Annotated in this window: 13 protein-coding genes; 8 read left to right on the top strand and 5 right to left on the bottom strand. The window is 72.6% G+C overall.

Annotated elements, in window-relative coordinates:
- Window positions 1-32 precede the first annotated feature (32 nt).
- Both RNC47_RS07640 and RNC47_RS07635 read right to left on the bottom strand, forming a co-directional pair.
- Window positions 33-371, bottom strand: coding sequence for a heavy metal-responsive transcriptional regulator (locus RNC47_RS07640; RefSeq protein WP_311596721.1), 339 nt, complete (start codon window positions 369-371; stop codon window positions 33-35).
- 183 nt (window positions 372-554) lie between these two features.
- Window positions 555-2,348 (bottom strand): ABC transporter ATP-binding protein, encoded by a 1,794-nt coding sequence (locus RNC47_RS07635; RefSeq protein WP_311596720.1) that lies wholly within the window; start codon window positions 2,346-2,348, stop codon window positions 555-557.
- A 321-nt stretch (window positions 2,349-2,669) separates the two neighbouring features.
- On the opposite strand from RNC47_RS07635, the gene RNC47_RS07630 reads away from it, so the two are divergent.
- The 6 genes from RNC47_RS07630 to RNC47_RS07605 are packed head-to-tail and all read left to right on the top strand — an operon-like array spanning window position 2,670 to window position 8,117.
- Window positions 2,670-4,292, top strand: coding sequence for an ATP-binding protein (locus RNC47_RS07630; protein ID WP_311596719.1), 1,623 nt, complete (start codon window positions 2,670-2,672; stop codon window positions 4,290-4,292).
- Window positions 4,289-4,738: a roadblock/LC7 domain-containing protein gene (locus RNC47_RS07625; protein WP_311596718.1), complete on the top strand. Its 450-nt coding sequence runs from the start codon at window positions 4,289-4,291 to the stop codon at window positions 4,736-4,738. The genes RNC47_RS07630 and RNC47_RS07625 overlap by 4 nt, the downstream gene beginning before the upstream one ends.
- Window positions 4,735-5,082, top strand: a complete 348-nt coding sequence (locus RNC47_RS07620) for a DUF742 domain-containing protein (protein ID WP_311596716.1) — start codon at window positions 4,735-4,737, stop codon at window positions 5,080-5,082. The genes RNC47_RS07625 and RNC47_RS07620 overlap by 4 nt, the downstream gene beginning before the upstream one ends.
- The gene (locus tag RNC47_RS07615; RefSeq protein WP_243740596.1) at window positions 5,060-5,659 is read left to right on the top strand and encodes a GTP-binding protein; all 600 of its coding nucleotides are present in this window, start codon (window positions 5,060-5,062) and stop codon (window positions 5,657-5,659) included. The genes RNC47_RS07620 and RNC47_RS07615 overlap by 23 nt, the downstream gene beginning before the upstream one ends.
- Window positions 5,656-6,996 carry a cytochrome P450 family protein gene (locus RNC47_RS07610; RefSeq protein ID WP_311596714.1) on the top strand — a complete coding sequence of 447 codons (1,341 nt, stop codon included), beginning with the start codon at window positions 5,656-5,658 and terminating at the stop codon, window positions 6,994-6,996. The genes RNC47_RS07615 and RNC47_RS07610 overlap by 4 nt, the downstream gene beginning before the upstream one ends.
- A complete protein-coding gene (locus RNC47_RS07605; RefSeq protein WP_311596712.1) occupies window positions 6,903-8,117 on the top strand; it encodes a cytochrome P450 family protein in 1,215 nt (404 codons plus the stop codon). The genes RNC47_RS07610 and RNC47_RS07605 overlap by 94 nt, the downstream gene beginning before the upstream one ends.
- Before the next feature lie 24 nt (window positions 8,118-8,141).
- Here the strand turns inward: RNC47_RS07605 and RNC47_RS07600 are convergent, their stop codons facing one another.
- Together RNC47_RS07600 and RNC47_RS07595 are read right to left on the bottom strand one after the other, a co-directional pair.
- The gene (locus RNC47_RS07600) at window positions 8,142-8,993 is read right to left on the bottom strand and encodes a fumarylacetoacetate hydrolase family protein (protein WP_311596710.1); all 852 of its coding nucleotides are present in this window, start codon (window positions 8,991-8,993) and stop codon (window positions 8,142-8,144) included.
- Window positions 8,994-9,089: 96 nt separating this feature from the next.
- Entirely contained in the window at window positions 9,090-9,749 is a 660-nt protein-coding gene (locus RNC47_RS07595) for a TetR/AcrR family transcriptional regulator (RefSeq protein ID WP_311596709.1), read from the bottom strand.
- A gap of 131 nt (window positions 9,750-9,880) precedes the next feature.
- On the opposite strand from RNC47_RS07595, the gene RNC47_RS07590 reads away from it, so the two are divergent.
- Both RNC47_RS07590 and RNC47_RS07585 read left to right on the top strand, forming a co-directional pair.
- On the top strand, window positions 9,881-10,999 hold the full coding sequence (locus RNC47_RS07590; protein WP_311596707.1) for a serine hydrolase domain-containing protein: 1,119 nt from the start codon (window positions 9,881-9,883) through the stop codon (window positions 10,997-10,999).
- A gap of 29 nt (window positions 11,000-11,028) precedes the next feature.
- Window positions 11,029-11,793 carry an NAD(P)-binding domain-containing protein gene (locus RNC47_RS07585; protein WP_311596705.1) on the top strand — a complete coding sequence of 255 codons (765 nt, stop codon included), beginning with the start codon at window positions 11,029-11,031 and terminating at the stop codon, window positions 11,791-11,793.
- A gap of 73 nt (window positions 11,794-11,866) precedes the next feature.
- On the opposite strand, the gene RNC47_RS07580 is transcribed toward RNC47_RS07585, so the two are convergent.
- A complete protein-coding gene (locus RNC47_RS07580) occupies window positions 11,867-14,095 on the bottom strand; it encodes an MMPL family transporter (RefSeq protein ID WP_311596703.1) in 2,229 nt (742 codons plus the stop codon).
- Window positions 14,096-14,143 lie beyond the last annotated feature (48 nt).

Raw genomic sequence — 14,143 nt, 5'->3', positions numbered from 1 at the left:
GCGGACCGCACGAAGGAGGCCCGCCGGTCGGCTCAGCCGCAGCCCGTCAGCTCGCGCAGCGCGTTGCGGGCGTGGGTGAGCTCGGCCAGGCGGGCCTCCACCTGCCGGAGCTGCGCGGCGATCAGGTCCGCCACCGCGCCGTTGGGGGGTTGACCGCTGTCGCGGATCGTCAGGACGTCCCGGATCTGGGCCAGGCTGAGCCCGGCGGCCTGCGCGCCCCGGATGAAGACCAGCCGGTCGGCGCTCTCCGGCGGGTAGTCCCGATAGCCGGAGGGGGTGCGCGGCGGTTCCGGGAGTAAGCCGGCCCGCTCGTAGAACCGGATGGTCTTGGCGGTCACCCCCGCCGCGTGTGCCAGCGTGCCAATGCGCATGTCTTCAAGCATATGGACGTGACAAGAGCCGGTAATCGGCCAGGCCCTGGCCGGGCGGGCCTGGCCGCCGCCCGCCCGGCGGGGCCCCACGCGCGGGCCCTCCGCTCCGCCGTGAGGGGCGCGACCAGCCACGACCGCGGCGCGGACGACCGACGGTACCTCGCGGCCGCGCCAGCGGAGCGTTCACGCCGTGGCCAGGAACTGGGTGGCCGCCAGCTCCGCGTACAGTGGGGATCCGGCGACCAGTTCCCGGTGGGTGCCCACCGCCTGCACCCGGCCCGCGTCCATCACCACGATCCGGTCCGCCGAGGTCACCGTGGACAGCCGGTGCGCCACCACGAGCACCGTGGTGTCCCGCGCCACCTCGGCCACCGTGTCCCGCAGCGCCGCCTCGTTCACCGCGTCCAGCTGCGAGGTGGCCTCGTCGAGCAGCAGCAGCCGCGGCCGGCGCAGCAGGGCGCGGGCTATCGCCACCCGCTGCCGCTCGCCGCCCGACAGCTTGGTGCCGCGGTGCCCGACCACCGTGTCCAGACCGTCCGGCAGCCGGGCCACCAGGCCGTCGAGACGCGTGGTCCGCACGGCCTCCCGCAGCGCGTCCTCGTCGCTCTCCGGCGCGCCGAACAGCAGGTTCTCCCGCAGCGTGCCGGAGAGCACCGGCGCGTCCTGCTCCACGTAGCCGATGGCGGCCCGCAGTTCGAGCAGGTCCCACTCGGCCACGTCCACGCCGTCCACCAGCACCCGGCCATCGGTCGGGTCGTAGAAGCGCTCGATCAGCGAGAAGACGGTGGTCTTGCCGGCGCCCGACGGGCCGACGAACGCCGTCAGGCCGCGCGGCGGGACGACGAAGTCGACGCCGTGGTGGATCTCCGGCAGCTCGGGCCCGTAGCGGAACCGCACGCCCTCGAAGGTGACCGAGGCCGGCGCCGCGCCGGCCGGCACCGGACGCGCCGCGCCACGCGGCGCCGGCTCGGCCGGCAGCGCGGCCACCTCCTGGATCCGGCTGATCGCCGCCGCGCCCACCTGGTACTGCGTGACCGCCTGCACGACCTCCTGGATCGGCGCCATCAGGTAGAAGACGTAGAGCAGGAAGGCCACCAGGGTGCCCACCGAGATGGCGTCCGTGGCCACCCGGGCGCCGCCCACCGCCAGCACCGTGATGAACGCGAACTGCATGGAGAGGCCCGCCGTGTTCCCGGCCAGCGCCGACCACTTGGCGGCCCGCACGCTCTCCCGCCAGGACGCCTCGGCCGCCCGGCGCACCGTCTCCTCCTCGCGCCCCTCGGCGCCCGACGCCTTGACCGTGCGCAGCGCGCCCAGCACCCGCTCGAGCGCCGCGCCCATCTGCCCCACCGACTCCTGGGCCCGCTTGCTCGCCCGGTTGATCGCCGGCACGATCAGCCCGATGACGACGGCGGCCAGCGTGATCACCGCGAGGGTGACGCCGAGCAGCACCAGGTCGACGAAGCACATCATCACCAACGTGGCGACCAGCGTCAGGCCGCCGGTGCCGAGCCCGACCAGCGAGTTGGTGGTCATGGCGCGCAGCAGCGTGGTGTCCGAGGTGGCGCGGGAGAGCAGGTCTCCCGGCTCGGTGCCGTCCACCGCCGAGACCCGCAGCCGGATCAGGAAGCCGATGAGCGAACGGCGGGCGGTCAGCACCACCGACTCCGCGGTGCGCTGCAGCACGTAGGAACCCAGCGCGCCCACGCCCGCGTTGGCGAGCACCAGCACGCTCATCAGCAGCAGGGCCGCGCCGATCGGACCATTATCCGACAGGTTCTCGATCAGGCCCCTGGCGACCAGCGGCAGCGCGAGCCCGGTGGCGCTGGTGACCAGCGAGAGCAGCGCGCCCGCCAACAGGGCGCCGCGGTGCGGGCGGACGTAGTCGAGCAGCACCCGCCAGGCCGGCGGGCCGCTGGGGGCGGCGGCCGGCGGGGCGGGCGGTACGGTCGCGTCGTCGGTGCTCGGGGTGGCCACGGGCGAAGCCTCTCAGATCGGGGGCGCTCACCACCCCACCATTTCTTGAAGACGCGGCTTGCACGCCGTGGGTTGTTCGCGCCGGCGCACGCTGGGCCTTCACATCGCACAACAGTCACCACCTTGCGTGCTTGCTTGACGGCTGTTTGAATTTGGCCCCTGCTGCCCTGACGTTGCGAACGGGACCTACCGTGGCGCGCGTTGAGCAAGTGGGTCGGCTGTGGCGAGTCCCCGGCCGGGGTTGATGTGCTCGGTCGACTTCCGGGTGGTTGCCTGGGCGCGTTCCGCATCCACGTCGCGTGATTTCTCGGGAGTTGAACCATGCAGATACCGGCGGCGGCGGTGGCGTGCCTCGTGGTGGCCTCGGTGGCGGCGGTGTTGCTCGCCGTCTACTGGCCGCCCAGGCGCCAGCGGGTCATGGGCCTGCGGCGCAGGGCAGACACCGCGGACGCGGAGCTCGCCGTGCTGCGCGGTCGGCTTTCCGAGGCCGAGCGGCGCGAGCAGATGATGGTCGCCGAGATCAGCCATCTGGCCTCCAGACGGCTGCCCGCCCTGGCGCGCAACTCGCGGCACCCGCACATCCGGGTGCCGGGCCCCCTCCACCCCGAGCTGCTCGGCGGCGAGGCGGGCGGCGCCCTGGACGCGGTGCTGGCGCAGGCGACCAGGGCGATTCTCGACGAACGTGCCCGGATCGACGGCGCGGCGCAGTCCGCGATGCGGGGTGCGACCACCAAACTGCAGACGATGTGCTACCAGCTGCAGACCTCGGTGGACGAACTCCTCCACAAGTACGACGACCCCGAGCTCGCCGAGAAGCTGGCGGCCCTGGACTACCTCAACGAGCAGATCCTGCGCCGCCTGCAGGCCACCCGTGTGCTCTGCGGCGCGGGCGCGGGACTGGTGCGGACCAAGACGCTCCTGCCCGACCTGGTGCTCGGCGCCAGCTCCCGCATCCCCAGCTACGACCGGGTGCGGATCGACAACCACCTGCCGCGCGCCGTCGCGGTGGCCGACCGGGCCGCCGAGTCGGTGGCCGTGGTGGTGGCCGAGCTGCTGGCCAACGCCGTGCACCACTCGCACGGTTCGCTGCCGGTCGAGGTCGGCCTGCACCAGGCGCACAACGGCGCCGTGGTCGTCGTCAACGACGCCGGCATCGGGATGAACGGCGACGAGTTCACCAAGGCCAGGCGGCTGCTCACCGGCGAGGCCAAGGTCTTCCTCTCGGAGCTCGGCGACCCGCCGGCCACCGGCTTCGCGGCCATCGGCCAGCTCTGCAAGCAGTTCGGCTTCAAGGTCTCGGTCGAGCCCTCGCACTACGCCGGCATCAAGGCGGTGCTGTTCATCCCCGGCGACCTGCTGCACGCCGTCTCGGACGACCACCCGCGCGCCCTGATCCCGCCGACGCCCGCGCCGACGGGCGCGGCCCCGCACCTGCCGACGGCCCCCGTGCCGTACGTGCCGGCCCCGCCGCAGATGCGGACGGCGTCGTCCCAGGCTCCGTCCTCGATGGCGCCGTTCGGCGTCGCGCCCCAGTCGTTCGCCGGTCCCGCCGGTTCCACCGTGGCCCCCAAGCCGCCGGCGCCCCCCGTGCCGCCGGCCGAGGCGCCGCCGCGTCAGTGGCCGGTGCGACCGGACCCGGTGGCCGAGGACCCGGTGTCCGGAGGCCACGGCGCCGAGGAGCTGGCCGCCGAGCCGCCGGAGGCACCCGTCGACGGGCCCCCGCCGGGGCTGCCCCAGCGTCGGCACCGCCGCCCCCAGCGGTCGCCCAGGCGCGCCGCCGACAGTCCTCCGCCACCCGACATCTACTACCGCGACCCCGAGGAGACCGCGTCCCGGATGGGCGCACTGCAGCGGGGCACGGCCCGCGGGCGCGTGGAGACCGGCGAGCAGCCCGCCGTCACCGCGGCGGATCATGTGGACGACTCAGAGAGGGACAGCCGATGAATGCCCGAACGCCCGTCACCAGGCCCAAGGTGGACCTGTCGTTCGTCCTGACGCCCATCCTGGAGATCCCCAACGTCCAGCACGCCATGGTGGTGACGGCGGACGGCTTCTTCGAGGCCCACTCGGGCCTCGACGGGGAGACCGCGGAGAAGCTCTCGGCCGTGCTCGCCTCGCTGCTGGCCTCCAGCCGGGGCACCAGCCAGACCTACTTCGGCGGCCGCTCGCTGCTGCGCCTCGTGATGGTCGAGACCTACGAGGGGTACGTGTTCGTCATCCCGGCCGCGGAGAACACCTACCTGGCCGTCTTCACCGGCCCCAACGTGGCGATGGACAACGTCAGTTACGAGATGCAGAAGCAGGTGCAGACCCTGGGCAAGGCGATGGGCAGCCCGCCGCGCTCCGACCTGGGCGGCTCACCCGTCGGCGGGGACGGCTTCCCGGCATGAACCGGCGGCTGATTCCGCCGTACGTGTGGACCGGCGGCCGTACCCGGCCCAGCCGGAACGTGCTGGACCGGCTGACGGTGCTGCGCGCCGCCACCGACCAGGTGCCGGCCAGCCTGTCGCCGGCCGGCCGGCGCGTGTTGGAGCTCCTGCTGGACGGGGCCCTGCCGTTGGCGGAGGTGGCCGCCCATCTCTCCCTGCCCGTCAGTTTCGTCAAGGTCGTGGTCAGCGACCTGTTCGACGAGGGCTGGCTGATCGTCCGCGCGCCCACCCCCGCCCAGGACGACCAACTGCCCGACCAGCAGCTCCTCGAAAGGGTGATCCGTGGACTCCGCGCGCTCCAGTAGTGGCATCTACCTGCGCAACCCTGACCAGCGCCTGGTGAAGGTCATCGTCAGCGGCCCGTTCGGCGTCGGCAAGACCACGATCATCAACACGCTCTCCGACATCCCCCCGCTGCGCACCGAGGAGGTCATGACGGCGACCGGCGCCGTCGTCGACCACCTGGAGGGCGTGCGCGACAAGACCACCACCACCGTCGGCCTCGACTACGGCCGCATGTCGTTGAGCGACGACCTGGCCCTGTGCCTCTTCGGCACCCCCGGCCAGAAGCGCTTCCACGCCCTCTGGGAGGACCTGACCCAGGGCGCCCTGGGCGCGTTGATACTGGCCGACACCCGCCGCATCGCCGACTCCTACGAGGTCATGGGCCTTATCGAGGAGCAGGAGATCCGCTACGCGGTGGCGTTGAACGTCTTCCCCGACTCGCCCCAGTACCCCGAGGAGGATCTGCGGCAGGCGCTCGACCTGGCCCCGGAGACCCCCCTCATCACCTGCGACGCACGTGACCGCGGCTCGTCCCTGGCCGCACTGCTGGGGCTCGCCGAGCACCTGCTGAACATCCCCGTCCTGGAGCAGTCGTGACCCACCCAACGCCCGGACCAGCGCCACACACCGACGCGCTGGGGGGCCCGGTCCCCCTGTACGGTCCGGACTTCGCCGAGAACCCGCACGCCGTCTACGCCAGGCTGAGGGAGTTCGGCGCCTGCGCGCCGGTGGAGCTGGCGCCCGGGGTGGTCGCCACCCTGGTGACCAGCTACCGGGCGGCGCTCGAGGTGCTGCACGACACCGAGACCTACTCCAAGGACCCCCGGGTCTGGCAGCACACCGTCCCGCAGGACAGCCAGATCCTGCCGATGATGGCCTGGCGGCCCAATTTGCTCTACAACGACGGTGACGTGCACGCCCGTTACCGGCAGGCCGTCACCGACTGCCTCGACTTGATCGAGCCGCACGACCTGCGGGAGATGGTGCACCGCTCCGCGGACCGGCTGATCCAGGGCTTCGCGCAGCGCGGCGAGGCCGACCTGATCGGCGAGTACGCGCGGGTGTTGCCGCTGCTGATCTTCAACGAGCTGTTCGGCCTGCCCGACTCCTACAGCGCCCGGCTCGTCTCGGCGATGACCAGCCTGCTGGACTCCAGTTCGCCCGAGGGCGCCATCACGGCCATAAACGATCTCAACGCCTACATGGCCAACCTGACGTCGCTCAAGCGGGAGCAGCCGCGCGAGGACCTGACCTCCTGGCTGCTGCAGCACCCGGCCGACCTCACCGAGGAGGAACTGCAGTGGCAGCTCCTGATGGTGACGACGGCCGGCCACGAGCCCACGGCCAACCTCATCGGCAACGCGCTGGCCCGCATGCTCTCGGACTCCCGCTACTACCGCACCCTCTCCAGCGGCTCGCTCTCCTCGTCCGACGCCATCATCGACGTGCTGTGGAACGAGCCGCCGATGGCCAACTTCTCCACGCACTTCCCGCGTCGGGACGTCGACCTGCACGGCACCTGGATCCCCGCCGGCACCCCGGTCCTGGTGTCCTACGCGGCCGCCAACGCGGGTGCCGCGGCCGAACTGCCGCCCGGGGCGAGGGCGGACGCCGGCGCGCACCTGGCGTTCGCGGCCGGTCCGCACGGTTGCCCGGCGAAGCAGCCCGCCGTGATGATCGCGGCGACGGCGATCGACCGGCTCACCAGCTGGCTGGTCGACATCACCCTCTCCGTTCCCTATGAAGAGTTGTCGTGGCGTCCCGGGCCCTTCCACCGGGGCCTGGTCGCCCTGCCCGCGCGCTTCACCCCGATCGCCCCGGACCAGAAGGGAACCAGCCCGTGGACCTCAAACCCCGCCTCATCGATCCCACAGGAAGCGACATCAGAGCCGAGGCCGCCGGCTTCCGCGACGCCGGTCCCGCCGTCCCGATAACCCTCCCAGGGGGCGTCGAGGGCTGGCTCATAACCCGGCACGCCGTGGTCAAGCGCCTGTTCACCGACCCCCGGGTCTCCAAGGACGCGAGCCAGCACTGGCCGGACTTCCGGGCCGGTCGAATATCCGAGGGGTGGCCCCTCTACCTGTGGGTCGCGGTGAACAACATGTTCACGGCCTACGGCAAGGACCACTCCCGGCTCCGGAAGCTGGTCGCGCCCGCCTTCACCAACCGCCGCACCACGGCGATGCGGGAGCGGGTCGAGGCCATCACGGCCGAGCTGCTCGACGGGCTCGCCGCCACGCCGGCCGGCCAACCCGCCGACCTCTTCGGCGGCTTCACCAACCCGCTGCCGATCCGGGTGATCTGCGACCTCTACGGGCTGCGGGAGGAGGTGCGCGGCGAGTTCCAGCACGCCGTCGACTTCCTGTTCCGCACCTCGGCCTCCCCCGAGGAGATGACGGCTGCCTACGAGACCCTCTACCGGATCCTCGGCGAGATGGTGGCCGAGAAGCGGGAGACCCCGGGCGACGACCTGGCCAGCGCGCTGATCGCCACCCGTGAGGAGGACGGCGACCGGCTCACCGAGGAGGAGCTGTTCGACACCCTGCTGCTCATCCTGACGGCCGGGCACGAGACGACCGTCCACCTCCTGGGCAACGCGGTGCACGCGCTGCTCACCCACCCCGAGCAGCTGGCCCTGGTCCGCTCGGGACAGGTCGGCTGGGACGCGGTGATCGACGAGACGCTGCGCTGGGCGCCCCCGGTGGGCAACCTGCCGCTGCGCTTCGCGACCGAGCCGATCGAGATCGAGGACGGCATCACCATCGAGCCCAACCAGCCGATCGTGATGGGCCTCGCGGCCGCCGGCACCGACCCCGAGCAGCACGGCCCCGCGGCCGACCGCTTCGACATCACCCGGCCGCCGGGCGAGCACCTGGCCTTCGGCCACGGCGTCCACTACTGCCTGGGCGCCCCGCTGGCCCGTCTTGAGGCCCGCACGGCGCTGCCGGCGCTCTTCGAGCGGTTCCCGGCACTGCGTCTCGCGGACACCGCGCTGCCGCAGGTCGAGTCCTTCATCTCGCTGGGCAACGCGGTGATCCCGGTCCATCTGGCCTGACGCTCCCGCTGAGTGCAGAAACGTTTAGGCGGCAGCGAGCACCTGGCGCTGCCGCCCGAGCCCCTCGATCTCGATCTCCATCACGTCGCCCGCGGCGAGATAGGGGAAGCGCCCGGAGAGCGCGACGCCCTCCGGGGTGCCGGTGTTGATCACGTCGCCGGGCTCCAGCACCAGGTACTGGCTGAGGTGGTGGACCAGCTCGGCCACCGGGAAGATCATGTCGGCCGTCGACGAGTCCTGCCTCACCTCGCCGTTGACGAACGACCGCAGCCGCAGCGCCTGCGGGTCCGGCACCTCGTCCGCCGTCACCAGGTAGGGGCCGAGCGGGTTGAACGTCTCGCAGCACTTGCCCTTGGACCACTGGCCGCCGGAGTGCTCGGTCTGGAAGGCGCGCTCCGAGACGTCGTTGGAGACGGTGTAGCCGGCGACGTACGACAGCGCCTCGTCCGGCGAGTCGAGGTAGCGGGCGCGGCGGCCGATCACCACCGCCAACTCCACCTCCCAGTCGGTCTTCTCCGCCCCGCGCGGGATGAGCACCTCGTCGAAGGCGCCGACCACCGTGTTCGGGGTCTTGAAGAAGATGACCGGCTGCTCGGGCGGGGCCCCGCCCGACTCGGCGGCGTGCGCGGCGTAGTTCATGCCCACGCACAGCACCGCGCCGGGCCGCGCCAACGGCGGCCCGAGCCGGACGCCTGCGGTCTCCACCCGCGGCAGGTCACCGGCGGCCAGCGCCCGCCGGACGGCGGCGATCCCGTCCCCGGCCAGGAAGCGGCCGTCGATGTCGGGGGTGAGCGGGGTGAGGTCGTGGGCCTGGCCGGCGTCGTCGAGAACGGCGGGACGTTCGGCGCCTGGCTCGCCGAGACGGACGAATCGCATGTCGCGTGCCTCCCTTTCTTGGCAACAGCGCCACCATCCGTACCACCAGTTCGCCCCGCGCGCCACGGGTCAGCCGACGGCTCCGGCGCCGGTCGGCTAGCCGGTGCGGATCGCGCTCTCGATGCTGGCGAGTTGGGCGGCGAGGATCTCCTCGAACGCCGCGTGGCGGTCCGCCCCGAGCGGGCGGACCTCACGGGCGAAGTGGGCCAGGGCGGGGAAGCGTTCGGGGTCGGCGCCGAGGACCGCGACCCGGAAGAGCTCGATGCCCTGTTCGCGCTCTTCGGGGGTGATGGTGCTGACCCCGGCCTCGGCGGCGATCAGCGCGGCGATGAGGACCACGATCCGGTGGTAGCGCGCCGGGATCTCCGCGTCGGGCAGGCCCGACGCCCGCAGCGCCTGGAGCACCTCCTCCATGACCAGCCGGGAACCCGTGCCGCCCGAGGCGTAGCGCCCCCAGACCGCGGCGAGCTGGGGCTGCCGGCCGAAGGCGTCTCGCACGCGCAGGGCCAGGGTGGTGATGCGCTGCTTCCAGTCGCCCTCGGGGCGGTAGCCGTCCATGGCGGCCAGGAGGATCCGGTCCGCGACCGCGCGCAGCAACTCCGTCTTGCTGCGGAAGTGCCGGTAGAGGCTGGAGGAGTCGGTGCCGAGCGTCGCGGCGAGCTTGCGCACGCTGAACGACTCGGCGTCGCTCGTGCGCAGCAACTCCGCCGCCGCGTCCAGGATCTCCTCGGTCGACCAGCGCCTTCTGCCCGCCATCCCACTCCTTTCGCCGGGTCTCAGCCTAGCCCATGCACTTGGTGGTGCACTTGTTGATGCACTTGGCGTTGCACGCGGTGCGTGCATAATGAGGGCGTGAGCGTGCCGGGAGACACGAGAGGACGCGCGTCGTGAGGAAACCACTGGATCCGGCGGAGCTGGACGCCGCCATCGAGAACGTCCACCGCGCCGGGGTGCCGGGCGTGTTCGCCGAGGTGCGGGACGGCGACCAGGTCTGGCGCGGCGCCGCCGGGGTCGCCGATCTCACCACCGGGCGCCCCGTCACCGCCGACCTGCGGCATCGCGTCGGCAGCGTCACCAAGACCTTCACGGCCGCCGCGGTCCTGCAGCAGGTCGAGAGCGGTCGGATCGGTCTCGACACGCCGATCGGCCGATACCTTCCGGGGCTGGTCCCGGGGGCCCGCGGTGACGCGATCACGGTCCGGATGCTGATCAACCACACCAGCGGCCTGGCCGAGTACCTCCCCCACGCCTACCCCTCCCTCAAGGCGTTCCCCGCCTTCGGGGAGACCGGGCCGCAGAGCCTGGACGACCACCGGTTCACGCGGTTCCACGCCACCGAACTGATCGAGATGGGGGTCACCGCGCCCGCCGTCGGCGTTCCGGGCGGCACTCCGGGGGTGTACTCCAACACCAACTACCTGCTCCTCGGCGAGCTCCTGGCGCGGGTGACCGGCACCACGGCCGAGCGGTGCATCACGCGGAACGTCATCGAGCGCGCCGGGCTCCGGGAGACCGGGTTCCCGACCGGTCCGCACGTCGACGGGCCGCACTCGCGGCTCTACGAGTCGTGGTTCGGCATGATCGACCCGCCGCGCGACTACAGCGTCTACGACATGTCGTTCGTGGGTCCGGCGGCCTCGCTGATATCCACCGTCACGGACCTCAACCGCTTCTTCCGCGTGCTGCTGGCCGGCGAGATCGTCAGCCCCTGGTCGCTCGCGCAGATGCGACGCACCGTCCCGGTCGTCTCCCAGGAGGGCAGGACGATCGACTATGGCCTCGGCCTGTACCCCGTCGAGGCGCCGGGGCAGGCCGTCTTCTGGGGGCATGGCGGCACGGTCTGGGGTGGGGGAACGCTGGCCACGACCCGTGCCGACGGCGAGAGACAGCTGGCCGTCGCCGTGAACCTGCAGAGGTGGCACAGCCTCGACTCCTCGGGCCGGCCGCGGCCCCATCCCGTCGACGACGCGCTCGCGACCTTCCACCGCGTGGCGATGTACGGCTGACGACCACCACACACCAGGGAGAGCGAACCGTGAAGAGCGTCGGAGTCATCGGAGTGGGCGAGATCGGCCGGGCCATCGTGGAAGGACTGTGCGGCGGGGACGACGAGTCGCCGGAGGTGTTCCTCTCGCCCCGGGGGGCCCGCCCGGCCGCGGAGCTGGCCGAGCGCTACGCGGGCGTGCGGGTGTGCGCCGACAACCAGCAGGTGGTGGACCGCTCCGAGGTGGTGATCATCGCCGTGCGCCGCCAGGACCGGCACGAAGCGCTCGCCGGCCTGCGGGTGGGCGACGACCGGATCGTGGTCAACCTCATGGCCGGCGTCGGCAACGACGAGCTGCGCCGTACGCTCGGCACCGGCGCCCCGCTGGTGCGGGCCATCCCTCTGCCGGCCGTCCGCGAGCGCCGCTCCGTCACCGTGGTGCACCCCTCGCACCCGGAGGTGGACGCGCTCTTCGAGCGCCTGGGCGGGGCGCTCCCCGTGGCGGACGAGGACGCCTTCAACGTCTGCTCCGCACTGACGGGGACACTCACCACGCACTACGCGTATCTCGCCACGCTCGCCTCGTGGGCCGCCGACCACGGCATCGGCGCCGAGGTCGCGGACCGCTACGTGCGCGGGCTCTTCCAGGGCGTCGGCCGCTCGCTGGGCGACGAGACCCGCTCCCTGGACCGACTCGCGGCCGACCACGAGACCCCGAACGGCAACAACGAACGTATCCGCACCACCTGGTTCGGCCCGGCCAACTCAGCGGCCCTGACCAGGGCACTCGACGCGCTGCTCGCCGATCTGGGGTAGCCGCGCCACCCCGGGCGCGAAGGCGGCGCCTTCGCGCCCGGTGGCGCGGTCCCGGCCGGTCCGCGAGGTGCCGTCAGCGGCCGGCGTGGGCGTGTTCGGTGGTCGACGGCGTCGCCGCCGACGGCGCTTCGCGGAGGCCGAAGCGGTCGTGGATCGGGCGGAGCCAGGTGGGGAGCCCCCAGAGGGCCGCGCCGCCCAGGCGCATCGTCGCGGGGAGGAGCGCGCCGCGGATGAGGGTGGCGTCCATCAGGACGGCGAGTGGCAGGCCGATGCCGAGGGCCTTGAGGAAGACGATGTCCGAGACCAGGAAGGCCAGGAAGACGATGGACAGCGTCGCGGCCGCCGCCGTGACGATGCGGCCGATGCGTTCCAGGCCGAGGGCGACGGCCGAGGTCGGGTCGCCGGTGAGGTCGTACTCCTCGCGGATCCGGGAGAGCAGGAACACCTGGTAGTCCATGCCGAGGCCGAAGGCGACGGCGAACAGCATCACCGGCACCGTGCCGGCGACGTCGCCGGTGGTGGTGAAGTCGAGGAGCCCCGACAGGTGGCCGTCCTGGAAGCCCCAGACCAGCGCGCCGAAGGTGGCGGTGAGGCCGATCGCGCTGAGCAGCATGGCGAGCAGCGGGAGCAGCACGCTGCCGGTGAGCAGGAACAGCAGGACGTACATGGTGACGAGCAACGTCAGGCCCGCGGCGGGCAGGTTGTCGGTGATGGCGTCGACGCCGTCCAGGTTGACGGCGGTCTGGCCGCCGACCAGGGCCTCGGCCGGGGCGGGGAGGGCGCGGATCGCGTCGACCAGGGCCTCGGCCTCGGGGGTGGGCAGCGGGTGGGGGACGACGGCGAGGTAGACGCCGTCGTCGGCGGCGAACGCGGCGTGGCGCTCGTCGGGCGGGGCGACCTGGCTGCCCTGGGCGTAGGTGCCGGTGCTCGTGTCGACGCGGGCGACGCCGGGGAGTTCGGAGAGCGTGGTGGCGTAGTCGGTGAGCTCGCCCGAGGTGTCGGGCGCCTGCGGGAGGACGACGTTGAGCGCCTGGCTCTCGCCGGAGTCGTAGTCGGCGCGCAGGGTCTCGGCGACCTGCCTGGCGGAGCTGGACTCGGGCAGCACCCGCTCGTCGGCGGTGCCGAGCGTGATGTTGAGGAAGGGCGCGCCGAGCAGCAGCAGTCCGGCGGCGACCAGGGTGGCGATGGGGACCGGGCGCCGCATCACGAAGGACGAGAGGCGGTGCCAGAAGCCGTTGGCCAGCTCCTCGTCGTGGGTGGGCGAGCTCGCGCGGTGCAGCAGCGGCAGTCGGCCGCGGTCGACGCGCGGGCCGAGGAGGGCGAGCAGCGCGGGCAGCACGGTGAGGGTGACCAGCGCGCTGAGCAGGGCCACCGCGATGCCGGCGTAGGCGATGGAGCGCAGCGCGAGCAGCGGGAAGAAGGCCAGGCAGGCGAGGGTGACGGCGACGGTGACGGCGGAGAAGAGCACGGTGCGGCCGGCGGAGGCCATGGTGGCACGGACGGCGGGGCCGGTGGCGCGTCCGGCGGCCAGCTCCTCGCGGTAGCGGTTGACCATCAGCAGGCTGTAGTCGACGGCGAGTCCGAGGCCGAGCAGCGTCACGACGTTGAGGGCGAGGATCGAGATGTCGGAGACGGTGGCCATGAGCCAGAGCAGGCCGAAGGAGAGCAGGATGGTGAGGACGCCGATGACCAGCGGCAGGGCGGCGGCGACCAGGCTGCCGAAGATCAGCACCAGGACGACGAGCATCACCGGGAAGGCGATCATCTCGCCGCGCACGGCGTCGCGTTCGCTGATCTCGCCGAGCTCCTTGTTGACCATGGCGGCGCCGCCGATCTCGACGGTGAGCCCCTGGTGTTCGCCCTCGTAGCTGGGCTGGAGGTCGTTGAGCCGGCGGGTCGCCTCGTTGTCGTCGCCCGCGATGGCGGCCAGGATCAGCGCCGACTCGCCGTCGCCGGAGCGGAGTTGGGCGGCGCCGGTGAGCCAGTAGGAGGTGACGTCCGATATCCCGTCCTCGGCGGCGAGCCGCTCGCTGAGCGCGGTGCCGGCGGCCTGGGCCGCCGGGTCGTCGACGCCCTCCGGGGCGTGCACGAGCAGCGCCAGGTTGAGGTCGTCGCGGCCGAAGCGTTCGACCAGTTCGGTGGCGGCGCGGCCGGACTCGGAGCCCGGGTCGTCGAAGCCGCCGGTCTTCAGCCGGTCGAACACCGCGGAGCCGGCGGCGCCGGCCGCGAGCGCGAGCAGCACCGCGACCAGCAGCACGGCCCGGCGGCGGGGCAGCAGGAACTCCGACAGTCTGGCGAGCATGGTCTTCCCTTCCTCGATGGGTTCGGAAGGGAGACGGATGGGGTGGCG

Source organism: Streptomyces millisiae (assembly GCF_031845425.1).
Lineage (GTDB): Bacteria > Actinomycetota > Actinomycetes > Streptomycetales > Streptomycetaceae > Streptomyces > Streptomyces millisiae.
This window is presented reverse-complemented; position numbering and strand designations above follow the sequence as displayed.

What these genes read in the sequence shown, in the direction of transcription:
- RNC47_RS07640 (WP_311596721.1), bottom strand. Translation starts at nt 371, where the DNA reads ATGCGCATTGGCACGCTGGCACACGCGGCGGGGGTGACCGCCAAGACC.
- RNC47_RS07630 (WP_311596719.1), top strand. Translation starts at nt 2,670, where the DNA reads ATGCAGATACCGGCGGCGGCGGTGGCGTGCCTCGTGGTGGCCTCGGTG.
- RNC47_RS07625 (WP_311596718.1), top strand. Translation starts at nt 4,289, where the DNA reads ATGAATGCCCGAACGCCCGTCACCAGGCCCAAGGTGGACCTGTCGTTC.
- RNC47_RS07620 (WP_311596716.1), top strand. Translation starts at nt 4,735, where the DNA reads ATGAACCGGCGGCTGATTCCGCCGTACGTGTGGACCGGCGGCCGTACC.
- RNC47_RS07600 (WP_311596710.1), bottom strand. Translation starts at nt 8,993, where the DNA reads ATGCGATTCGTCCGTCTCGGCGAGCCAGGCGCCGAACGTCCCGCCGTT.
- RNC47_RS07595 (WP_311596709.1), bottom strand. Translation starts at nt 9,749, where the DNA reads ATGGCGGGCAGAAGGCGCTGGTCGACCGAGGAGATCCTGGACGCGGCG.
- RNC47_RS07580 (WP_311596703.1), bottom strand. Translation starts at nt 14,095, where the DNA reads ATGCTCGCCAGACTGTCGGAGTTCCTGCTGCCCCGCCGCCGGGCCGTG.